Here is a 20,819-nt window from a genome sequence, read left to right as displayed (position 1 = left end):
GGGATGGGATGCAAGGCGCGCGAGGCAGCGAATGGTCAATCCCCTACGCAACAAGCGCAACGCCGCAGACCGCCCGCAAAACCACTGCCCATAAGGGTTGCAACAAAATCGCGCCCTCGCGGCGTTGCGCTCCTCGCAATTTTGTCAGCAACGCGGCTCATGGAGGACCTAATCAGAGGTTCCTTAGGTCATCTTCAGGTTCTCGGTGCCGCTCATCACGTCGCGATCCCCGACCAGCTTGCTTTCCAGTTTGATGCGCAGACGCAGGTCGTTGACCGAGTCGGCGTTCTTCAGCGCATCCTCGTAGGCGATCAGACCGGCTTCGTACAGGTTGAACAGCGCACCGTCGAAAGTCTCCATGCCCAGTTCGCGCGACTTGGCCATCACGCCCTTGATGGCGTGCACCTCGCCCTTGAAGATCAGGTCGGCGATCAGCGGGGAATTGAGCAGGATCTCGATCGCGGCGGAACGGCCGGTACCATCCTTCTTCGGGATCAGGCGCTGCGAGATCAGCGCCTTGATGTTCAGCGACAGATCCATCAGCAGCTGCTCGCGGCGCTCCTCCGGGAAGAAGTTGATGATGCGGTCCAGCGCCTGGTTGGCGCTGTTGGCGTGCAGCGTGGCCATACACAAGTGGCCGGTCTCGGCGAAGGCCACGGCGAATTCCATGGTTTCGCGGTCGCGGATCTCGCCGATCAGGATCACGTCCGGCGCCTGGCGCAGGGTGTTCTTCAGCGCGGCCTCCCAGGTTTCGGTATCCACGCCGACTTCCCGGTGCGTGATGATGCAGTTGATATGCTCGTGCACGTATTCCACCGGGTCCTCGATGGTGATGATGTGGCCGTAGCTGTTCTTGTTGCGGTAGCCGAGCATGCCGGCCAGCGTGGTGGATTTACCGGAACCGGTGCCACCGACCAGGATCACCAGGCCGCGCTTGGTCATCACGATGTCCTTCAGCACCGGCGGCATGCCCATCTGGTCGAGGTCGGGAATCTTGGTGGTGATGGTACGCAACACCATGCCGACGCGCTGTTGCTGCATGAATACGTTCACGCGGAAGCGGCCGATGCCCGGCGGGCTGATCGCGAAGTTGCATTCGTGCGAGGATTCGAACTCCGCCGCCTGCCGGTCGTTCATGATGGCGCGCGCCAGTTCCTGGGTATGCGTCGGGGTCAACGCCTGATTGGAAACCGGGGTCATCTTGCCGTCCACCTTGAACGCGGGTGGAAAACCACTGGTGATGAACAGGTCGGAAGCTTTCTTGCTGAGCATGCCGCGCAGCAGGTTGTGTATCAGTTCGGTGGCCTGGTCTCTTTCCATGATTCAGTAACTCCTTAAGCAGATCGTCTCCGGCGATCAACCGGGGAACATATCCTTGTTCATTGCCTTGCTGCGCGCTTCTGCGGGGGTGATGGTACCGGCTTTCACCAGATTGCTCAGGCACTGATCGAGCGTCTGCATGCCCAGACTTTGCCCGGTCTGGATCGCGGAATACATTTGCGGCACCTTGGCTTCCCGGATCAGGTTGCGGATCGCCGGGGTACAGACCATGATCTCATGCGCCGCCACCCGCCCTGAGCCATCCTTGGTCTTGAGCAGCGCCTGTGAGATCACCGCGCGCAGTGATTCGGACAGCATCGCGCGCACCATTTCCTTTTCGTCGGCGGGGAACACGTCAATGATACGGTCGATGGTCTTGGCCGCCGAACTGGTGTGCAGCGTGCCGAACACCAGGTGGCCCGTTTCCGCTGCCGACATCGCCAGCCGGATGGTTTCCAGGTCGCGCATCTCGCCGACCAGGATGATGTCCGGGTCTTCGCGCAATGCCGAACGCAACGCGTTCTGGAAAGACAGCGTGTCGCGCCCGACCTCGCGCTGGTTGATCAGGCACTTCTTGCTCTCGTGCACGAATTCGATCGGATCTTCCACCGTCAGGATGTGTCCCAGCTCGTGCTCGTTGCGGTGGTTGATCATCGCCGCCAGCGTGGTGGACTTGCCGGAACCGGTCGGCCCGGTGACCAGCACCATACCGCGCGGAAAATCGGAAATGGTCTCGAAACTCTTCGGCGCCTTAAGGTCTTCCAGCGACAGGATCTTCGACGGAATGGTCCGCATGACCGCGCCGGCGCCCCGGTTCTGCACGAACGCGTTGACACGGAAGCGCGCCAGCCCCGGAACCTCGAACGAGAAGTCGACCTCCTTGTTCTCTTCGTAGAATTTGCGCTGCTGGTCGTTCATGATGTCGTACACCAGCGCGTGCACTTCCTTGTGTTCCATCGCGGGCAGGTTGATGCGGCGCATGTCGCCATGCACACGGATCATCGGCGGCAGGCCGGCGGAGAGATGCAGGTCGGAAGCTTTGTTCTTGACGCCGAAGGCAAGCAGTTCAGTGATATCCATTATAATCTTCCCTGATTTGTGAGGCGGTCGTGAGCCGCGCTGATCAAAGACACAAAAGGACAGGCGGCGCGTGGGATTATGACAACAATCACTTCCAACTTGCAAGCCGTGCGCGCCGCGATCGCGGCAGCGGCGGACAAAGCGGGGCGCAATACCGACAGCGTTTCGTTGCTGGCGGTCAGCAAGACCTTTGCGGCTGATGCGGTACGCGAGGCTTATCGTGCAGGACAACCGCGTTTTGCGGAAAGCTATGTGCAGGAAGCGCTGGTGAAGATGGATGGGCTGCGTGACCTGCCGATCGAATGGCATTACATCGGGCCGGTCCAGAGCAACAAGACCCGCGCCATCGCCGAAAACTTCGCATGGGTGCACAGCGTGGACCGGCTGAAGATCGCCGAGCGCCTGTCGGAGCAGCGTCCCGCACAGCTGCCTCCGCTGCAGGTTTGCGTGCAGGTGAACATCAGCGGCGAGAATAGCAAGAGCGGCGTGTCGCCCGACGAAGCCGGCCCGCTGGCGCTGGCTGTCGCAAAGCTGCCGCGCCTGCAACTGCGCGGATTGATGTCGGTGCCCGCGCCGGAGCAGGATGCGACGGCACAACATGCGCCGTTCGCGCGGCTGCGGGAAATGCTCGGCCAGATCAACCGGCAGGGCTTGCAGCTCGACACGCTGTCAATGGGCATGTCGCACGATTTTGCCGCCGCCATCGCGGAAGGCGCGACGATAGTACGGGTAGGGACGGCCATTTTCGGCGCAAGACATTATGGAGACAGCACATGAACATCTGCTTCATCGGCGGCGGCAACATGGCGACCGCACTCATCGGAGGCCTGCTCGGCAAGGGTTTTGCCGCGCAGCAGATCAGCGTGGTCGAGATCAACGCGGAAAGCCGCGCGCGACTGCATGACGGTTTCGGCGTACGTGCCGTGGACGATATCGCCGCAGGCCTCTCCGGCAGCGACGTCATCCTGCTTGCCGTCAAGCCGCAGCAACTGCGCGAGGTGGCACAACAGATCGCGAAACAGCTCCACGGCCAGCTGCTGATCTCCATTGCCGCCGGCATCCGCGCAACCGACCTGGCGCGCTGGTGCGCCAGCCAGTCGATCGTGCGCGCGATGCCCAACACGCCGGCCCTGATCCGGAGCGGCATGACCGGTCTGTACGGCCTGCCTGCGGTGAGCGCGGCACAGCGCGGGCAGGCGCAAGACATCCTGGCGGCAGTCGGCGAAACCCTGTGGCTGGAAGACGAAGCGATGCTCGATGCCGTCACGGCGATCTCCGGCAGCGGTCCGGCCTATGTGTTCTATTTCATCGAGGCACTGCAACAGGCAGCCGTCGAACTCGGGTTCGACCACGAGGCGGCACGCCGCCTGAGTCTGGCGACCTTCCTTGGCGCAAGCAAGCTGGCCGCAGACAGCGGGGACGATGCCGGCGTGCTGCGCGCGCGCGTCACGTCGAAGAACGGCACCACCGAGCGCGCCCTGCTGAGTCTGGCAGCCAACCGCGTTGCCGAACACATCGTGCAGGCCGCCCGGGCGGCCGAGGCGCGCTCCCGCGAAATGGGCGACGAACTGGGGCAACAATGATGATCAACGAAGCGCTGCTGTTCCTGGTCGATATCCTGCTGCAACCCTTCGCGGCGATCCTGCTGATGCGCTTCCATCTGCAGTGGCTGCGCGCACCGCTGCACAACCCCGTCGGGGAATTCGTCATGACGCTCACGGACTTCGTGGTGCTGCGCGCACGGCGTTTCATCCCCTCCGCATGGGGATTCGACAGCGCGACACTATTGCTCGCGCTGCTCGTCGAAACACTCTATCTGGCCTGCTTCATCGGTCTGCAGGGCTATCCCTTCCACGGCTTCCCGCTGGCCGGGCTGCTGTTCTGGTCGGCGGTCAAACTGCTCAAGATCAGCCTGTATCTGCTGATGGGCGCGCTGTTCATCCAGGCGATCCTGTCATGGGTAAGCCCGCATTCCCCGTTTACGCCGGTGCTGGCCGGCCTCACCGGACGCTTCCTGCGGCCGCTGCGTCGCATCGTACCGATGGTCGGCAACCTGGATCTATCCGTGCTGGTATTGTTCATCGTCTGCAACCTGATATTGATCCTGCCGGTCGGCGCGCTGGAACAATTCGCCACACGGTTGCTGTGATGGCCGACTGGTATCGCAGACACGGGGAGACGCTCACGCTCACCCTGCATGTGCAGCCCGGCGCGAAACACAGCGGGATCGCCGGGTTGCATGGCGATGCACTCAAGATCAGGCTTGCCGCGCCGCCTGTCGAAGGCCGCGCCAACGACGCATTGCTGCGCTTCATCGCGGAACTGTTCGGCGTTCCGTTGCGGCAGGTGGAACTCAAGCAGGGTGGGCAGTCGCGCCACAAGGTCGTGGCGGTCACCGGCAGCGCCGTCGAACCGGAGGACCTTCCGGGCGTTTGAATGCAGGGCTGCGTGCCCGTCACATCAGAATGACGTCGTACTGCTCCTGGCTGTAGATCGTTTCCACCTGCATCGAGATGGGTTTGCCGATGAAGTCGGAAAGTTGCGCCAGCGCCTGCGACTCTTCCTCGAGGAACAGGTCGATCACTTGTTGCGAAGCCAGGATGCGGTATTCGCGCGCGTTGAACTGGCGCGCCTCGCGCACGATCTCGCGCAATACCTCGTAGCACACGGTCTGCGCGGTCTTCACCTCGCCGCGCCCCCGGCAGGTCGGGCAGGGCTCGCACAGCAGATGAGCAAGGCTTTCGCGGGTGCGCTTGCGCGTCATCTCCACCAGCCCCAGCGAGGAAAAACCGTTCACGCTGATGCGCGTATGGTCGCGCGACAGGGCGCTCTTGAACGCCTCCAGCACGGCGTCGCGATGTTCCTGCATATCCATGTCGATGAAGTCGCAGATGATGATGCCGCCCAGGTTGCGCAGGCGCAGCTGCCGTGCGATGACCTGCGTGGCTTCCAGATTGGTCTTGAAGATCGTGTCGTCGAAATTGCGCAGCCCGACGAAACCGCCGGTGTTCACGTCGATGGTGGTCAGGGCCTCGGTCTGGTCGATGATCAGGTAGCCACCCGATTTCAGATCCACACGCTTCGACAGCGCGCGCTCGATCTCCTCCTCGACGGCATACAGGTCGAACAACGGGCGGACGCCGATGTAGTGCGACAGCTTGTCGATCGCATCGGGATTGTAGTCGCGCGCAAAATCCACCATTTTCTGGTAGGTGCTGCGCGAATCCACCAGGATGCGCGACGTATCCTGGGTAACGAAATCACGCACCACTCGCAGGCCGAGATTGAGTTCCTGATACAGCAATTGCGGCGCACTGGCAGTCTGCGAGATGTTCTGCAGATTGCTCCAGAGCTTGTCGAGGTAGGCGATATCCCTTGAAAAATCCGTGTCGTTCGTTGTCTCCGCCACGGTGCGGATGATATAGCCGCCCCGGTGGTCGGGTGGCAGCGCGGCCTGCAACTTGTCGCGTAGCGCATCGCGCTGTTCCTCGTTGTCGATGCGCTGCGACACGCCGATACGCTTTTCCTGCGGCAGGTACACCAGCAGGCGCCCCGCGAAACTGAGTTGCGTGGTCAGCCGCGCACCCTTGGTGCCGATAGGCTCCTTGATGACCTGTACCAGCAGATTCTGCCCCTCGGAGAGCACCCTCTCGATCGGCTTGGCCGGATCGCCGTTGTTGCTGTTCTCCCAGATGTCGTCCACGTGCAGGAATGCCGAACGCTCCAGGCCGATGTCGACGAAGGCGGACTGCATGCCCGGCAATACCCGCTTGACCCTGCCGAGATATACGTTGCTGACGATGCCGCGATTGCGGCTGCGTTCGATGAGCAGTTCCTGCACGGCACCGAGTTGCATCACCGCGACGCGCGTTTCCTGCGGGGTAACGTTAATAAGGATCTCTTCGCTCATGGCACGGGGTAGTCGAATGATTGCAGCAATTGTACCGTCTCGAACAACGGCAGTCCCATCACGCCGGAATAGCTGCCCGACAGGTGTTCGATGAACGCGGCGGCATGGCCCTGGATGGCGTAGCCACCCGCCTTGTCCGCATATTCGCGGGTGAGCAGATAGCTCCGGATGCGCTCCTCGTCGAGTTCGGCAAAGCGCACCGTGGAGACGGAAAGCGCGGTTTCGATCCGGTCGCCCAGCGCGATCGCCACCGCGCTGAACACCTGATGATCCCTGCCGGAAAGGCGGTGCAGCATCCCGGCAGCCTGTTCGGCGTCTTCCGGTTTGCCCAGCACTTTGCCGTCCAGCGCGACCGTCGTATCCGCGGCCAGCACCGGGAAAGGTGGCAACCGGCGGAATTGCAGCGCGGCATGTCCCGCCTCCGCTTTCTCTCGGCACAGGCGTTGCACATAATCTTCCGGCGCCTCGCCGGAATGAGGCGTCTCGTCTACGTCGACCGTGCGGCGCGGGTCGCTGCGCAACAGCAGCATCTCGAAACGGATGCCGATCTGCTTGAGCAGTTCGCGGCGGCGCGGGCTTTGCGATGCAAGATAGATACGCGGCTGGATGATGGTCATGTCAAATTCAGGTAAATGGGAAGCGGGGCGGCCATGCGGACCTTAGTGGAGAGCGGGAAAAGCCCCCTTCCTCCTTCCCGCTGAAGCGCATAGCGCTGATCCATTCTCTGTTCTCCATATCCTATTCTCTGTGGTAAGGGTGATTGTGCAACAGGCTGTACGCCCGATACAACTGCTCGGCGAGCAACACGCGCACCATCGCATGCGGCAGGGTAAGCGCGGACAGCGCCATGATGCGTTGCGCCGCCTGCCTGACCGACTCGTGCAGGCCGTCCGCCCCGCCGATGATGAACGCGACATCGCGCCCCTCGCGCATCCACTCCTGCATCTGGGCGGCAAGCGCCCTGGTGGTCGGCTGCGCGCCGTGTTCGTCCAGCGCGATGCGCAGGCAGTTTTGCGGCAGCGCGGCGAGGATGCGCTGTGCTTCCGTTTCCATGATCTGCGCGGTGGTCTTGCCTGTGGTGCGCGGCTCGGGCTTGATCTCGACCAGTTCGATCTTCGCCTCGCGCGGCATGCGCTTGGCGTATTCGTTGAAGCCCGCCGTGATCCAGTCCGGCATCTTGTGCCCCACCGATACGATGAGCAGCTTCATGCCTGAGGAAGCCCTTCGTCCACGAAAACAAACGGGAAGCTCGCGCTTGACATGACCCGTTCACTCATTTCGTGGTTTTCGCGGACAGATCGGGGCCGTGTCATTCCGGCTTCTTGGCCAGCTTGGGGCGCGCCGCCTGGGCCCTGCTCCACAATTCTTCGAGATTGTAATAGTCGCGGATGGCCGGCTGCATGATATGCACCAGCACCTCGCCCAGATCGACCAGTATCCATTCGCCGCCGTCTTCCCCCTCGCGACCCAGGACAGTTTCGCCGCGCTCTTTCAGCTTGACCACCACATTATCGGCAAGCGCCCTGGTCTGGCGCGTGGATTGCGCACTGGCGATGATCATGCGATCGAACAGCGGACTGAGTTTGCTGGTGTCGATCACGGTGATGTCCGTGGCCTTGACGTCCTCCAGTGCGGAAACAACGGCCTGTGTCTTTTCTTCGGTAGTCAGCATGGTGTGTATAAATGATGTTGATGAATATAGTCCGCCACTGCATTGGGCAGCAGGTAGCGTATCGTGCGGCACTCCGCGACCCGGCTGCGGATCAGCGTGGCGGAGATCTCCAGTTTCGGGATGGCCAGTTCGACGATGCCGCCGCCGGGTCGTTGCGACAACCCGTCCACGGCGCACAAACGCTCAAGGTAGTGACGCCGCAGTTCCGGCGTCGCGCTGTGGATGCGTTCCTCCAGTGAATAGCCGGGGCGGTAGCCCACCACGACATGCGCCAGGTCGAGCACGTTTTCCCATTCGTGCCAGGTGTGCAATTGCAGAAAGGCATCGCCGCCCATCAGCAGGCACAACGGTTGCGATGCGCCGGACTCGGCGCGCAATTCGCGCAGCGTATCCACCGTATAGCAGCGGGTCGTCCTGGCGACCTCGCGCTCGTCCAGCACGAAAGCCGGCTGGTCGGCGATGGCGAGTTCCACCATCGCGCTGCGGTGCTGTGCGGTCGTCCGGGGGCGATCACGGTGCGGCGGGACACCCGCCGGGATGAAGCGAATCTGTCGCAGGCACGCCAGTTCCAGCATCTCCTCGGCAAGGCGCAGGTGCCCATAATGAATGGGATCGAAGGTACCGCCGAGGATACCGATGGGTTTGCTGTCCACCGGTTACAGCGCCAGCCTGCGAATGTCGGCCAACACCTGCGCAAGATAGGCGGTGAAGCGCGCCGCAGCGGCGCCGTCGATCACGCGATGATCGTAGGACAGCGACAAAGGCAGCATCAGGCGCGGCACGAATTCTCCGTCCTTCCACACCGGTTTCATGCTGGAGCGCGACACGCCGAGGATCGCCACTTCCGGCGCGTTGATGATCGGCGTGAACCCGGTGCCGCCGATCCCGCCCAGACTGGAGATCGTGAAGCAGCCGCCCTGCATGTCGGCGGCGGAGATCTTCTTCTCGCGCGCCCGCGCGCTGACCTCGCCCAGCTCCTGCGCGAGTTGCACGATGCCCTTCTTGTCCACGTCGCGCAGCACCGGCACCATCAGGCCGTCCGGCGTATCCACCGCGACGCCGATGTGGAAGTATTGCTTGAGCACCAGATTCTCGCCGCTGGCATCCAGCGAGGCGTTGAACTCGGGATATTTCTGCAACGCCGCCACGGCAGCCTTGAGCAGGAACGCCAGCGGCGTGATCTTGATGTTCTGCTTGGCGTATTCCGTGCCGAGTTGCTTGCGGAATGCCTCCATCTCGCTGATATCGGCCTCATCGTGCTGCGTGATGTGCGGGATCATCACCCAGTTGCGGTGCAGGTTCGCGCCGGAGATCTTCTTGATGCGCGACAGCGGCCTGGATTCGATGGCGCCGAATCTGGAAAAGTCCACTTCCGGCCACGGCAGCAGGCCGGGCAACGCACCGCCGCCAGCCGCACCACGCGGTTGCGCCAGCGACTGCTTGACGAAGTTCTGCACGTCGTCCCTGGTGATACGACCTTTTTCGGCGCTGCCTTTGACTTGCGCGATATCCACCCCGAGTTCGCGCGCGAAACGGCGGATGGCCGGGCTGGCATGCGCGTTGCCGGCGGATGAAGCGGCAACGGCAGGAGAAGCAACGACCGGTGCTGCCGGCGGGACAGGCGTTACCGCCGGAGCAGGGGCGGGCGGCGCGTCGGCATGCCGGGCCGATGCCGCGGCCGGTATCGCCGCAGCGGCAGCGCCGGTTTGCACCAGCACGATCAGATCACCCTCCGATACCTTGTCGCCGACCTTGACCCTGACTTCCTTGACCACACCATCGAACGGTGCCGGCACGTCCATGGTCGCCTTGTCGGTCTCCAGTGTGATCAGCGCCTGATCGGACTTGACGGTATCACCCGGCTGGACGGCGACCTCGATGATCTCCACCCCTTTGTAATCGCCGATGTCCGGCACCAATACGTTCTTGATCTCTGCCATCTTCATTCTCCCCGGCTTATACGGTCACCGGATTCGGCTTGTCCGGATTGATCTTGTATTGCTTGATCGCCTTGCTGACCACGCCCGCTTCGATGGTGCCTTCGTCGGCCAGCGCCTTCAGCGCGGCGACGGCCACGTAGTGGCGGTCCACCTCGAAGAACTCGCGCAACTTGCGGCGGAAGTCGGAACGACCGAAACCGTCGGTACCCAGCGTCTTGTACTGTGCCTTCACGTACGGACGGATCTGGTCGGCATAGCTGCGGATGTAGTCGGTCGCGGCCACCACCGGCGTCTTGGCCTCCAGACACTGCTCGACATAGCTCGCTCGCGCCTTGGCTTCCGGATGCAGCATGTTCCAGCGCTCGCAGTCGATGCCGTCGCGGCGCAGTTCGTTGAAGCTGGTCACGCTCCACACATCGGCGGCCACACCGAAGTCCTTCTCCAGCAGCTCGGCCGCGGCGATGACCTCGCGCAGGATGGTGCCGCTGCCCAGCAGTTGTACCCTGGCTTTCGCCTTGGCCTTGCCGGCGCTGAACTTATACATGCCCTTGATGATGCCTTGTTCGGCCCCCTTGGGCATCGCGGGATGCGTGTAGTTCTCGTTCATCACCGTGAGGTAATAGAACACATCCTCCTGTTCCTGATACATGCGGCGCATGCCGTCCTGCACGATCACCGCCAGTTCATAGGCGAAGGTCGGATCATAGGACACGCAATTGGGGATGGTCGCGGCCATCAGATGACTGTGGCCGTCCTGATGCTGCAGGCCTTCGCCATTCAGCGTGGTACGTCCGGCAGTACCGCCGACCAGGAAGCCGCGCGCGCGCAGGTCGCCCGCCGCCCAGGCCAAGTCGCCGATGCGCTGAAAACCGAACATCGAATAATAGATATAGAACGGGATCATCGCCGTGCCGTGGTTGGCATAGGCGGTTGCCGCAGCGATCCAGTCGGCCATGCCGCCGGCCTCGTTGATGCCCTCCTGCAAGATCTGGCCGCTTGCCGATTCCTTGTAGAACATCAGCTGGTCGGCATCCTGCGGGGTGTATAGCTGTCCGACCTGCGAGAAGATGCCGAGCTGGCGGAACATGCCTTCCATGCCAAAGGTACGCGACTCGTCCGGCACGATAGGCACCACCTGTTTGCCGATGGCTTTGTCTTTCACCAGTACGCCCAACAAGCGCACAAACGCCATGGTAGTGGAGATCTCGCGGTCATCCGTGCCTTTCAGCAACGCGTCGAAGGCCGACAGGCCGGGGATGTCGAGCTTGGCGGCAACCGGCTTGCGTGCCGGGATGGTGCCCATGGTCGCGCTGCGCTCGCGCAGATATTTCATCTCCTGACTGTCTTCGGCGGGACGCACGAACGGCACATCGGCCAGTTGCTCGTCGGTGACCGGGATGTTGAAACGGTCGCGGAATTTGCGCAGCGATTCCCCGTCCATCTTCTTCTGCTGGTGGGTCGGGTTCTGCGCCTCGCCGGAGGAACCCATGCCATACCCCTTCACCGTCTTGGCGAGGATCACCGTCGGCTGGCCCTGGTGCTTGCTGGCGGCCGAATAGGCGGCGAACACCTTGTGCGGATCGTGGCCGCCCCGGTTCAGGCGCCAGATCTCGTCGTCGGACATATCGGCGACCAGTTCCAGCAATTCGGGATATTTTCCGAAGAAATGCTGGCGCACATATGCGCCGTCCCTGGACTTGTAGGTCTGGTATTCGCCGTCCACCACTTCCTGCATGCGCTTGAGCAGCAGGCCGCTCTTGTCCTTGGCCAGCAGGCGGTCCCACTTGCCGCCCCAGATCACCTTGATGACGTTCCAGCCGGCGCCGCGGAACACGCCTTCCAGTTCCTGGATGATCTTGCCGTTGCCGCGCACCGGGCCGTCCAGACGTTGCAGGTTGCAGTTGATCACGAAGATCAGATTGTCCAGTCCTTCGCGTCCGGCCATTGAGATCGCGCCCAGCGATTCCGGCTCGTCGGTCTCGCCGTCGCCGAGGAAGGCCCACACCTTGCGGCCGTCGGTCTGCGCCAGGCCGCGATGCTGCAGGTAGCGCATGAAACGCGCCTGATAGATCGCCATCAGCGGCCCCAGGCCCATCGACACGGTGGGAAACTGCCAGAAATCAGGCATCAGCCAGGGGTGCGGATAAGAGGACAGCCCGTCGCCGTCCACTTCCTGGCGGAACTTGCGCAACTGGTCTTCGCTGAGGCGGCCTTCGATAAAGGCGCGCGCATACATACCAGGCGAGGAATGCCCCTGGAAATACACCAGGTCGCCGCCATGATCGTCGGTCCTGCCGTGGAAGAAGTGGTTGAAGCCCACGTCATACAAGGTCGCCGCGGAAGCGAAGCTGGCGATGTGACCGCCCAGTTCGGAAGATTCCTTGTTCGCATTCAGCACGATCGCCATCGCATTCCAGCGCATCAGCGCGCGGATGCGGTGCTCCAGTTCCTTGTTGCCGGGCGAACGCTCCTCCTTGTCCAGCGGGACCGTATTGATATAAGGCGTGGTCGCGCTGATCGGCATGTCGTCGCCGGCCAGGCGCGCATGATGGATCAGTTGATCGAGCAGGAAATGCGCACGTTCCGCACCTCCGCTTCTCCGCGCCGAATCGAGGGCATCCAGCCATTCCTGCGTTTCCTGCGGGTCGTAATCGGATTGTCGTGTCACCATTTCTGCAGATCTCCAAAATAAAGCCGTTGGCGCCTATGTCGCGCAATGTATCGTTTCGTTCTCCGTCACCAGCCACTCCACCTTGCGGTCGGTGCTCTCCTGCGGGATCTCCGCCACCACCTGCATCCCGAACGCCCCGGCGGCCAGAGCCGGACGGTGCGGCACATGCGCCAGTAGCTTGTCGAAATAGCCGCCGCCATAACCCAGCCGCGCGCCGGCGCGGGTGAACGCCACACCGGGCAGCAGGACGAAATCCAGTTCGCCCATCGCGTCGAACCTGTCGCAGCGCTCCGCGAGCGGCTCACGGATGCTCCACAAACCGGGTGCCACATCATGCTGCAAGTCGCGTACCCGGTACAGGTCCAGATGCTTGCTGGCACGGTTCACACGCGGCAGCAACACCCGCTTCCCATCCTCCAGCGCCCGCTGCACCCATGATTCGGCGGCCAGTTCCGCGCCGAAATTCAGGTACCCCAGCACGGTCTGGGCAGCGCGGTACGCCGGCAGGCGGCACACGCCATCCACGACGGCGCAGCTCCAGTGCAGACGTTCGGCGGCAGACACCTCATCGCGGGCGGCGATTATACGTTGCCTGAGAGCCTGCTTCCTAGCCTGAATGTCACTCATGGCAGCAAACCTTCCTTAATTCACCCCGCATTTAACAGCCAACTACCATTAATTCCGCTTAATTTCGCGCATCGTCAGAATAATCAGCCCAGGAACAACTGGTACGCAGGGTTGGCACTCTCGTCCCAGTAGCGATAACCGAGCGCATCCAGGAATTTCCGCAACGCCTGCGTGTCATGGTGCGGCACCTGCATGCCGACCAGCACGCGACCATAGTCCGCGCCGTGGTTGCGGTAGTGGAACAGGCTGATGTTCCAGTTGTGGTTCATGCTGTTGAGGAAGCTCATCAATGCGCCGGGACGCTCCGGGAACTCGAAGCGGAACAGGATCTCGTCCTTCGCCTCAGGCGCGTGACCGCCGACCAGATGACGCAGGTGAAGCTTGGCCACCTCGTTGTCGCTCAGATCCAGCGCGGGCAGCCTGTTGCGCTGCAACCGGCCCACCAGCGCGGCCGTCTCCTTCTGGTCGTGCACCTGGATGCCGACGAACACCTGCGCCTCCTTCGGATCGGCAAAACGGTAGTTGAATTCGGTGATGTTGCGCTTGCCGATCAGCGAACAGAATTTGCGGAAACTGCCCGGCGTTTCCGGGATGGTGACGGCGAGGATCGCCTCGCGCCGCTCGCCGATCTCGGCGCGTTCCGCGACGAAACGCAGCCGGTCGAAATTCATGTTCGCGCCGCTGGCGATGGCCACCAGCGTTCTGCCTGCGAGCTGCTCACGCCCGGCATACAGCTTGGCGCCGGCGATCGCCAGCGCGCCGGCCGGCTCGAGTATCGAGCGCGTATCCTCGAACACATCCTTGAGCGCGGCACAGGTCGCGTCGGTATCCACCAGCACGATCTCGTCCACCAGCTTGCGGCACAGGCGGAAGGTCTCGCTGCCCACCTGCTTCACCGCCACGCCGTCCGCGAACAACCCGACATGGTCGAGCCGGACGCGCCGCCCGGTCTGGACGGAGCGGTGCATGGCATCGGAATCCGCCGGCTGCACACCGATGACCTTGATCTCGGGACGCAATTCCTTGACGTACGCCGCCACGCCGGAGATCAGCCCGCCGCCGCCGATGGGCACGAAGATCGCGTGGATCGGCTGGGTATGCTGGCGCAGGATCTCCATCGCGATGGTGCCCTGTCCGGCGATCACGTCCGGATCGTCGTAGGGGTGGACGAAGGCCATGCCGTTCTGTTTTTCCAGTTCCAGCGCGTGCAGGTAGGCATCCGAATAGGAGTCACCATGCAGCACCACTTTTGCGCCGCGCGCCTTCACGGCATCGATCTTGATCTGCGGGGTGGTGGACGGCATCACGATGGTCGCCTTGCAGCCGAGTTTTTGCGCGGACAGCGCCACTCCCTGCGCGTGGTTGCCCGCCGAAGCGGCGATCACGCCGCGCTTGAGCTGCTCCGGCGTGAGCTGCGCCATCTTGTTGTAGGCGCCGCGCAGCTTGAACGAAAACACCGGCTGCATGTCCTCGCGCTTGAGCAGGATGGTATTGCCGGTGCGCGCCGAAAGATTGGGCGCGACCTCCAGCGGCGTTTCCACCGCCACGTCATATACGCGCGCATTGAGAATGCGTTTCAAATATCCACTCATGATCCGGCCTGCCCGAAAAAATACCCGCGAAGATTAGCACAAAAGCTTTCCGCGGCCCTTGCGACACAAGGCAAAATCGGTTCAAATGCCGCGCATGGAAAACAGCGGCCAACACGGCATCGTCATACTCACGCGGGTAAATTACCTGCCCGACCAGTCGGATGAATCGGGCGACCGCTTCGTCTTTTCCTATACCATCAGCATCACCAATTCCGGCCGGAAATCCGCCAAGCTCATCAGCCGCCACTGGATCATCACCGACGCATACAACCACGTACAGGAGGTACGCGGGAAAGGCGTGGTCGGCGAACAGCCCCTGCTCGAACCGGACCAGAGTTTCGAATACACCAGCGGCACGGTATTGGCCACGCAGGTCGGCACGATGCATGGCAGCTACCAGATGCGGGCCGAGGACGGCACCGAATTCGAGGTCGAGATCCCGCAATTCGTATTGAGCGTCCCGCGTGTCCTGCATTAACCCAAGCGCACCCGGATTAGCCTGCCATGCCCGGAACGATGTTGTGGGAGCGCAATTTATTGCGCGATTACGAGTTGCAAAAATACTATCGCGCAATAAATTGCGCTCCCACATGGTATGGCTCATACCGTTGCTGCTCCTGGCGGCCTGTGCCGCGCCGCCCAAGCCGCCCGTCGAGCCCGTGCCGCCTGTCGTCCCGCCCGCCGCACCTTTCGCGGCCAGCACATGGGAGAGTCTGCCCGACTGGCAGGCCACCGACCTGCAGCCGAGCTGGCCGGCATTCCTGCAAAGCTGCCGCGTCCTGAAGAACAAACCGGCCTGGCAACCGGCATGCGCCAGCGCCGAACAACTGACTCGGCCGGACAACGCGACACTGCACGCCTTCTTCGAGGATAGTTTCACACCCTACCAGGTGATCAACCCGGACGGATCGTCGCAGGGACTGGTCACCGGATATTACGAGCCGAAACTCTCCGGCAGCCGCGTGCGCACCGGGCGCTTCCGCCATCCGCTCTATGGTGTGCCGGACGACATGCTGACCATCGACCTGGGCGAGGTCTATCCGCAACTGAAGGATCTGCGCCTGCGCGGTCGCCTGCAGGGCAAGCGCGTCGTGCCCTATTACAACCGCGCCGACATCGGCAACGGCAAGGCCGCCCTGCAGGGGCGCGAACTGTTCTGGGTGGACGACGAGATCGACCTGTTCTTCCTGCAGATCCAGGGCTCGGGACGCATCGAACTGCCGGACGGCGAACTGGTCAAGGTGGGCTATGCCGACCAGAACGGCCATCCCTACGTCTCCATCGGCAAGAAACTGGTCGAAACGGGAGAACTGAAACTCGAGGAAGCTTCGATGCAGGGCATCAAGGACTGGGCGACCAGGAATCCCGGCAAGCTGGCCGCGCTGCTCGAACAGAATCCCAGCTACGTGTTCTTCCGCATCCTGCCGAGCGGCCTGTCCGCGCCGCTGGGCGCACTGGGCGTGCCGCTGACCGGCGGCTACAGCATCGCGGTGGATCCGCGCACCACCCCGCTGGGTGCGCCGGTGTTCCTCGCCACGACCTGGCCGAACACCGCCGATCCGCTGAACCGACTGATGCTGGCGCAGGATACCGGCGGCGCCATCAAGGGCGCGGTGCGTGCCGACTTCTTCTGGGGCTTCGGCGAACAGGCGGGCATCCATGCCGGCCGCATGAAACAGAACGGCCGGATGTGGGTGTTGTTTCCGAAAGGCGCGGAACCGTCGCTATCTATAAAGTAAATCTCGCGCAGCGATCCGTTCGCATCCTCTCCCGCTTGCGGGAGAGGATTGAGGAGAGGGAAGCCCGCTGTATGCTGGCATCATGGCTCGACAGACTCGCCACGAATGCATTAAATCCGCGTTGCCCTAACTGACGATATGCACGCGGTTGCGGCCGCTGCGTTTGGCCGTGAACAACTCCTGTTCCGCCAGTTCGAGGAGTTCCACGCCGCCGGTTTCACGGTCGGGGATGCGATGTACGCCGCCGATGCTGATGGTCACCACGCCGTGCGACGACTCGCTGTTCGGGATGCTGAGGGCGCGCACCTGTTCGCAGAGCTTCTGCGCATGCATGCGCAGATCGTCGATGCTGGACGCCAGCGAGACCACCGCGAAATCCTCCTTGCCGTAGTGTGCCGCGCAATCCGTACTGCGCGCAAAGGATTTGGCGACGCATTCACCCACCATGCGCATGCATTCCTCGCCCGCCGAAAATCCGTAGGCCTCGTTGAACTGCTGGAAGTTGTCGAGATCGATCATCAGTACCGACAGTTCGCAGTGGGTGCGCTGCGCGGTGGCGCGCAGTTCGGCGAACCGTTCGTCAAAATGCTGGCGGTCACCCAGAGCGGGATGGTGGCTGTCGCTGACCGCCCCGTTCAACTGCTGGTTGAGCGCCTTCAGATCCAGGTGTGGCTGGTTCATGTGCTGTTCGAGCAGGACGCGGGCCGTCGCATCCTGCTGCACGCCGATGTAATGCGTGAGCTTGCCGTCGGCGTCACGCACGGGCGCGATGCTGAGCTCGTTCCAGAACATCGAGCCGTCCTTGCGGTAATTGCGCAGCGTGACGGTGCACCCCTCCTGCCTGGAAGCGGCCGCGCGGATGATCGCCAATTCCGGCTGGTCTGTATCGTTGCCCTGCAGGATGCGATAACTCTTGCCGATGATCTCGGCGCTGTTGTAGCCGGTCAGCCTTTCGAATCCCTTGTTGACGTAGATCAGCGGATAGCCCGCCTGCCTGGCGTCGGTGATGGTGATGCCGTCCTGCGACTGGTCGAGCGCCTGGAGCAACAGGTCGCGCGGGATTTCATTGGTAGTATCCATAACGTTCTTACTTTTTTCCGGCCTCGTTCAGGCGCTTCTCCAATTCCTCTGCAGGCAGGTATCCGGGCACTTGCACGCCGTCGGCGAAGATCAGGTTGGGTGTGCCGTTGACACGCAGCTTCCTGGCCAGCGCCGCCACCTTGTCGGTCTGCAGCTTGCAGGATGCGTCGGGCGGGCGGACGCCATCCAGCATCAGCCCATCCCACGCCTTGACCGGGTCCCTGGCGCAGCGGACGTTGCGCACGAGCACGTCCGACCCCTGGAAGATCGGGTACATGAACATGTACAGCGTGACGTTGGACACGCGATCCAGTTCCTTTTCCAACTTTTTGCAGTAGCCGCAGTTGGGATCGGTGAAGTAGGCCATCTTGCGCTTGCCGTTGCCCTTCACCTTTTTCACCGCGATGTCGAGCGGCAGCTTGTCGAACTCGATCGCGAACAGCTTGCGGCGGCGCTGCTCGGTGATGTTGCTGCGACTGCTCACCTCGATCACGCTGCCGTCGAACAGGTACTGCCCCTGTTCGTCGGTGTACAGCAGGTCGTCGCCGATGACGATCTCGTACAGCCCGGCATAGGGCGTCTTGACGATATGCTCGATGTTGCCGATGCCGGGGAACTTGCTTTGCAGCGACTCCCGTATCTCCTTCTCCCCGGCATAGGCGGAAGACAGGCAGGCAAACAGGAACAGCGCGAGGAGTCTTTGGACAAAATTCATTTCATTCTTCCCGGAAAGTCATGGATCGGTGTCAGTTAAAAGCGTGTCGCATCAGCGATTTCTTCAGCGGAACCAGGCGGTTGGTAGCCCCCAGCCCGGCATTGCGCAGGATGCGCAACAGCGGATTGTCGTTGCAGAACAGGTTCTTCAGCCCGTACGTGGTTGCCTGCATCGAATAGATGTCTTCCTTGCGCTTGCGATCGTAACGGCGCAGCAGTTGCGCATCGCCGCAGTCGTCCTGCGCCCCGCGATCCAGCAGGATCTGCGCCAACTGGCGCGCATCGCGGAAGCCGGTGTTGACGCCCTGACCGGCCAGCGGGTGCATGTTGTGCGCGGCATCGCCGATCAGCGCGACGCGCGGTGCGCTGATCTGCGGCAGCACCAGCAGACGCAGCGGGAACGCGGCGGGCGGCGTGATGACCTCCAACTCGCCGAGCATTTGCCGCGACGCTTCGGCGACCTGTGCGCACAGCGCCTCGTGCGACAGCGCCAGCAGGTCCCGGGACTTCTCCGGCGTGACCGACCACACCATGGACAGGCGGTCGCCCGGCAGCGGCAACAGCGCGAGGATGCCGTCCGGCTGGAACCACTGGTGGGCGATACCGCGGTGCGGGACGCTACAGGTGAAGTTGGCGACCACGCCGTGATGATGATAGTCCACCGGCGCGGCGCTGATGCCGGCCTGGTTGCGCACCCAGGAATCGCGTCCGTCCGCGCCGACGATCAGTTTCGCGCTCAACGTGCGTCCGTCCTCCAGCGTCAGTTCGGCAGTCCCGGGGGTGAATTCCAGTGCCGCGCAACGCGCCGGATGCAGCATGACGAGATTGTCCTGTTCCTTCAGCACTTGCCACAGCGCATGCTGCAGCGTGCGACTCTCCAGTATGCAGGCCAGTTCCGGCACCCCCATCTGGTAGGCGCTGAACAGCAATTCCGCTCCGTCATCGCCGAACACGCGCATCTCCTCGACCGGTGCGACGCGGGCGGGGTCCAGCAAGGCCCATGCGCCCGAACTTTCGAGGAAACTGCGGCTGCCCGGACTGACCGCGTAGATGCGGCTGTCCCATTCCTCGTTTGAAGAGGGTATTTCACGCTCGCCTCCTCTCCCGCTTGCGGGAGAGGATTGAGGAGAGGACTGTTTTGCCAGTGCCGGCGCAGCCTGCGCCTCCACTATCGCCAGCGAGAGGCCGCTGTGCCTGAGCGCGGCCGCCAGACTCGCCCCGACCAGGCCGCCTCCGACAATGATCACGTCGAATTTCATTTGGCTTTCCATAGGCGGCAATCATAAGCGATATTCCCCCATGCTGTCCGCTTGCTTTATAATTCCAGCCCCTCTCGTAAAACAATCGGCTTGTATTTTTGAATGTTGCCCCGGTCGGGTGGTTTTGGCGAATCATGAACGTTCGCATCCAGCCAAAATCCTTATGCAGGGGCGCCGCACGACGAACGGGACATTGGTCATTTTAAAGATAAAGTCAAATGCGCATCGGCCCATACCAGCTCAGGAACAATCTCATAGTCGCCCCGATGGCGGGGGTGACCGATCGCCCGTTCCGCATGCTGTGCAAGCGCATGGGTGCGGGCATGGCAGTATCCGAGATGGTGGCCTCCAACTCGCTGCTGTACGGTTCCGAAAAGACCAAACGCCGCGCCAACCATGAGGGCGAGGCCGATCCCATCTCGGTGCAGATCGTCGGCGCCGATCCGAAGATGCTGGCACAGGCCGCGCGCTACAACGTGGACAACGGCGCGCAGATCATCGACATCAACATGGGCTGTCCGGCCAAGAAGATCTGCAACGTGATGGCGGGCTCCGCGCTGATGCAGAACGAGAAGCTGGTCGCGGATATTCTGGAGGCGGTGGTCAGGGCGGTAGACGTGCCGGTCACACTGAAGACACGCACCGGCTGGGACAAGACCAACCGCAACGCGATCAACATCGCGCGCATCGCCGAAGCCAGCGGCATCCAGGCGCTGGCCATCCACGGGCGCACCCGCGCCTGCGCCTACACCGGCGACGCCGAATACGACACCATTGCAGCCGTGAAAGCGGAAGTGGACATCCCGGTCATCGCCAACGGCGACATCACCACGCCGGAAAAAGCGAAGTACGTGCTGGAACACACCGGCGCCGACGCGGTGATGATCGGTCGCGCCGCACAGGGCCGCCCCTGGCTGTTCCGCGAGATCGAACATTTCCTGGACACCGGAGAACACATGGCATCGCCCGACGCGGCCGAAATGTACGACATCCTCACGGCCCACATGCAAGAGCTGTATGACTTTTACGGCGAATACACCGGGCTGCGCGTCGCGCGCAAGCACATCTCCTGGTACACCAAAGGATTGCCGGGCTCGGCCGCGTTCCGCCATCGCATGAACCAGATGGAAAGCGTAGACGAGCAGATGCGGGCGGCGAACGATTTTTTCGAAGAACAAAAGACAGGCAGCGACAGACTGCACTGAATCAGGGAGC

At 62.5% G+C, this 20,819-nt stretch carries 21 protein-coding genes; 7 read left to right on the top strand and 14 right to left on the bottom strand.

What is annotated here, in order from left to right; all coding sequences use genetic code 11:
* Positions 1-183 precede the first annotated feature (183 nt).
* A complete protein-coding gene (locus IPM27_08865; GenBank protein ID MBK9161661.1) occupies positions 184-1,320 on the bottom strand; it encodes a PilT/PilU family type 4a pilus ATPase in 1,137 nt (378 codons plus the stop codon).
* A 36-nt stretch (positions 1,321-1,356) separates the two neighbouring features.
* Positions 1,357-2,400 (bottom strand): type IV pilus twitching motility protein PilT, encoded by a 1,044-nt coding sequence (locus IPM27_08860; GenBank protein ID MBK9161660.1) that lies wholly within the window; start codon positions 2,398-2,400, stop codon positions 1,357-1,359.
* A 78-nt stretch (positions 2,401-2,478) separates the two neighbouring features.
* Between IPM27_08860 and IPM27_08855 the strand changes: the two genes are divergently transcribed.
* The 4 genes from IPM27_08855 to IPM27_08840 are packed head-to-tail and all read left to right on the top strand — an operon-like array spanning position 2,479 to position 4,836.
* Positions 2,479-3,177 (top strand): YggS family pyridoxal phosphate-dependent enzyme, encoded by a 699-nt coding sequence (locus IPM27_08855; protein ID MBK9161659.1) that lies wholly within the window; start codon positions 2,479-2,481, stop codon positions 3,175-3,177.
* Positions 3,174-3,983: a pyrroline-5-carboxylate reductase gene (locus tag IPM27_08850; GenBank protein ID MBK9161658.1), complete on the top strand. Its 810-nt coding sequence runs from the start codon at positions 3,174-3,176 to the stop codon at positions 3,981-3,983. Before IPM27_08855 ends, IPM27_08850 begins: the two co-directional genes overlap by 4 nt.
* On the top strand, positions 3,983-4,549 hold the full coding sequence (locus tag IPM27_08845; protein ID MBK9161657.1) for a YggT family protein: 567 nt from the start codon (positions 3,983-3,985) through the stop codon (positions 4,547-4,549). Before IPM27_08850 ends, IPM27_08845 begins: the two co-directional genes overlap by 1 nt.
* Positions 4,549-4,836, top strand: a complete 288-nt coding sequence (locus IPM27_08840; GenBank protein MBK9161656.1) for a YggU family protein — start codon at positions 4,549-4,551, stop codon at positions 4,834-4,836. The genes IPM27_08845 and IPM27_08840 overlap by 1 nt, the downstream gene beginning before the upstream one ends.
* Positions 4,837-4,855: 19 nt before the next feature.
* Here IPM27_08840 and rng read toward each other — a convergent pair whose 3' ends face one another.
* The 9 genes from rng to ilvA all read right to left on the bottom strand — a co-directional run bounded on the left by rng (position 4,856) and on the right by ilvA (position 14,812).
* Positions 4,856-6,310 (bottom strand): ribonuclease G, encoded by a 1,455-nt coding sequence (gene rng, locus IPM27_08835; GenBank protein MBK9161655.1) that lies wholly within the window; start codon positions 6,308-6,310, stop codon positions 4,856-4,858.
* Positions 6,307-6,927, bottom strand: coding sequence for a septum formation inhibitor Maf (maf, locus tag IPM27_08830; protein ID MBK9161654.1), 621 nt, complete (start codon positions 6,925-6,927; stop codon positions 6,307-6,309). The genes rng and maf overlap by 4 nt, the downstream gene beginning before the upstream one ends.
* A 121-nt stretch (positions 6,928-7,048) precedes the next feature.
* Positions 7,049-7,519 carry a 23S rRNA (pseudouridine(1915)-N(3))-methyltransferase RlmH gene (gene rlmH, locus IPM27_08825; protein MBK9161653.1) on the bottom strand — a complete coding sequence of 157 codons (471 nt, stop codon included), beginning with the start codon at positions 7,517-7,519 and terminating at the stop codon, positions 7,049-7,051.
* Between the two features lie 100 nt (positions 7,520-7,619).
* Positions 7,620-7,982 carry a ribosome silencing factor gene (rsfS, locus tag IPM27_08820; GenBank protein ID MBK9161652.1) on the bottom strand — a complete coding sequence of 121 codons (363 nt, stop codon included), beginning with the start codon at positions 7,980-7,982 and terminating at the stop codon, positions 7,620-7,622.
* Positions 7,976-8,635 (bottom strand): nicotinate-nucleotide adenylyltransferase, encoded by a 660-nt coding sequence (gene nadD / locus IPM27_08815; GenBank protein ID MBK9161651.1) that lies wholly within the window; start codon positions 8,633-8,635, stop codon positions 7,976-7,978. The genes rsfS and nadD overlap by 7 nt, the downstream gene beginning before the upstream one ends.
* Positions 8,636-8,638: 3 nt before the next feature.
* Positions 8,639-9,922, bottom strand: coding sequence for a dihydrolipoyllysine-residue acetyltransferase (gene aceF, locus IPM27_08810; GenBank protein ID MBK9161650.1), 1,284 nt, complete (start codon positions 9,920-9,922; stop codon positions 8,639-8,641).
* A 16-nt stretch (positions 9,923-9,938) separates the two neighbouring features.
* A complete protein-coding gene (gene aceE / locus IPM27_08805; protein ID MBK9161649.1) occupies positions 9,939-12,593 on the bottom strand; it encodes a pyruvate dehydrogenase (acetyl-transferring), homodimeric type in 2,655 nt (884 codons plus the stop codon).
* Positions 12,594-12,626: 33 nt separating this feature from the next.
* Positions 12,627-13,220, bottom strand: coding sequence for a 5-formyltetrahydrofolate cyclo-ligase (locus IPM27_08800; GenBank protein MBK9161648.1), 594 nt, complete (start codon positions 13,218-13,220; stop codon positions 12,627-12,629).
* An 83-nt stretch (positions 13,221-13,303) separates the two neighbouring features.
* Positions 13,304-14,812, bottom strand: a complete 1,509-nt coding sequence (gene ilvA / locus IPM27_08795; protein ID MBK9161647.1) for a threonine ammonia-lyase, biosynthetic — start codon at positions 14,810-14,812, stop codon at positions 13,304-13,306.
* Positions 14,813-14,906: 94 nt separating this feature from the next.
* Here ilvA and apaG point away from each other — a divergent pair, with 94 nt between their 5' ends.
* Positions 14,907-15,290: a Co2+/Mg2+ efflux protein ApaG gene (gene apaG / locus IPM27_08790; protein MBK9161646.1), complete on the top strand. Its 384-nt coding sequence runs from the start codon at positions 14,907-14,909 to the stop codon at positions 15,288-15,290.
* A 112-nt stretch (positions 15,291-15,402) separates the two neighbouring features.
* A complete protein-coding gene (locus tag IPM27_08785) occupies positions 15,403-16,551 on the top strand; it encodes a murein transglycosylase A (protein ID MBK9161645.1) in 1,149 nt (382 codons plus the stop codon).
* Positions 16,552-16,677: 126 nt separating this feature from the next.
* Here IPM27_08785 and IPM27_08780 read toward each other — a convergent pair whose 3' ends face one another.
* Genes IPM27_08780 through IPM27_08770 form a run of 3 tightly spaced genes read right to left on the bottom strand, consistent with a single transcriptional unit; the run spans position 16,678 to position 19,604 of the window.
* Positions 16,678-17,631: a diguanylate cyclase gene (locus tag IPM27_08780; protein MBK9161644.1), complete on the bottom strand. Its 954-nt coding sequence runs from the start codon at positions 17,629-17,631 to the stop codon at positions 16,678-16,680.
* A 7-nt stretch (positions 17,632-17,638) separates the two neighbouring features.
* Positions 17,639-18,346: a DsbC family protein gene (locus IPM27_08775; protein ID MBK9161643.1), complete on the bottom strand. Its 708-nt coding sequence runs from the start codon at positions 18,344-18,346 to the stop codon at positions 17,639-17,641.
* Positions 18,347-18,377: 31 nt separating this feature from the next.
* Positions 18,378-19,604, bottom strand: coding sequence for a UbiH/UbiF family hydroxylase (locus IPM27_08770; protein ID MBK9161642.1), 1,227 nt, complete (start codon positions 19,602-19,604; stop codon positions 18,378-18,380).
* A 218-nt stretch (positions 19,605-19,822) separates the two neighbouring features.
* On the opposite strand from IPM27_08770, the gene dusB reads away from it, so the two are divergent.
* Positions 19,823-20,809 (top strand): tRNA dihydrouridine synthase DusB, encoded by a 987-nt coding sequence (gene dusB / locus IPM27_08765; GenBank protein MBK9161641.1) that lies wholly within the window; start codon positions 19,823-19,825, stop codon positions 20,807-20,809.
* Positions 20,810-20,819: the final 10 nt, after the last annotated feature.

The organism is Nitrosomonadales bacterium (assembly GCA_016716325.1).
Lineage (GTDB): Bacteria > Pseudomonadota > Gammaproteobacteria > Burkholderiales > Gallionellaceae > Gallionella.
The sequence above is the reverse complement of the archived record's forward strand: the minus strand, read 5'-3'. Positions and strand labels throughout refer to the sequence as shown.

Coding starts and splice junctions, on each gene's coding strand:
- IPM27_08865 (MBK9161661.1), bottom strand. CDS start 1,320: ATGGAAAGAGACCAGGCCACCGAACTGATACACAACCTGCTGCGCGGC.
- IPM27_08860 (MBK9161660.1), bottom strand. CDS start 2,400: ATGGATATCACTGAACTGCTTGCCTTCGGCGTCAAGAACAAAGCTTCC.
- IPM27_08855 (MBK9161659.1), top strand. CDS start 2,479: ATGACAACAATCACTTCCAACTTGCAAGCCGTGCGCGCCGCGATCGCG.
- IPM27_08850 (MBK9161658.1), top strand. CDS start 3,174: ATGAACATCTGCTTCATCGGCGGCGGCAACATGGCGACCGCACTCATC.
- IPM27_08845 (MBK9161657.1), top strand. CDS start 3,983: ATGATCAACGAAGCGCTGCTGTTCCTGGTCGATATCCTGCTGCAACCC.
- IPM27_08840 (MBK9161656.1), top strand. CDS start 4,549: ATGGCCGACTGGTATCGCAGACACGGGGAGACGCTCACGCTCACCCTG.
- rng (MBK9161655.1), bottom strand. CDS start 6,310: ATGAGCGAAGAGATCCTTATTAACGTTACCCCGCAGGAAACGCGCGTC.
- maf (MBK9161654.1), bottom strand. CDS start 6,927: ATGACCATCATCCAGCCGCGTATCTATCTTGCATCGCAAAGCCCGCGC.
- rlmH (MBK9161653.1), bottom strand. CDS start 7,519: ATGAAGCTGCTCATCGTATCGGTGGGGCACAAGATGCCGGACTGGATC.
- rsfS (MBK9161652.1), bottom strand. CDS start 7,982: ATGCTGACTACCGAAGAAAAGACACAGGCCGTTGTTTCCGCACTGGAG.
- aceF (MBK9161650.1), bottom strand. CDS start 9,922: ATGGCAGAGATCAAGAACGTATTGGTGCCGGACATCGGCGATTACAAA.
- aceE (MBK9161649.1), bottom strand. CDS start 12,593: ATGGTGACACGACAATCCGATTACGACCCGCAGGAAACGCAGGAATGG.
- IPM27_08800 (MBK9161648.1), bottom strand. CDS start 13,220: ATGAGTGACATTCAGGCTAGGAAGCAGGCTCTCAGGCAACGTATAATC.
- ilvA (MBK9161647.1), bottom strand. CDS start 14,812: ATGAGTGGATATTTGAAACGCATTCTCAATGCGCGCGTATATGACGTG.
- apaG (MBK9161646.1), top strand. CDS start 14,907: ATGGAAAACAGCGGCCAACACGGCATCGTCATACTCACGCGGGTAAAT.
- IPM27_08785 (MBK9161645.1), top strand. CDS start 15,403: ATGGTATGGCTCATACCGTTGCTGCTCCTGGCGGCCTGTGCCGCGCCG.
- IPM27_08780 (MBK9161644.1), bottom strand. CDS start 17,631: ATGGATACTACCAATGAAATCCCGCGCGACCTGTTGCTCCAGGCGCTC.
- IPM27_08775 (MBK9161643.1), bottom strand. CDS start 18,346: ATGAATTTTGTCCAAAGACTCCTCGCGCTGTTCCTGTTTGCCTGCCTG.
- IPM27_08770 (MBK9161642.1), bottom strand. CDS start 19,604: ATGAAATTCGACGTGATCATTGTCGGAGGCGGCCTGGTCGGGGCGAGT.
- dusB (MBK9161641.1), top strand. CDS start 19,823: ATGCGCATCGGCCCATACCAGCTCAGGAACAATCTCATAGTCGCCCCG.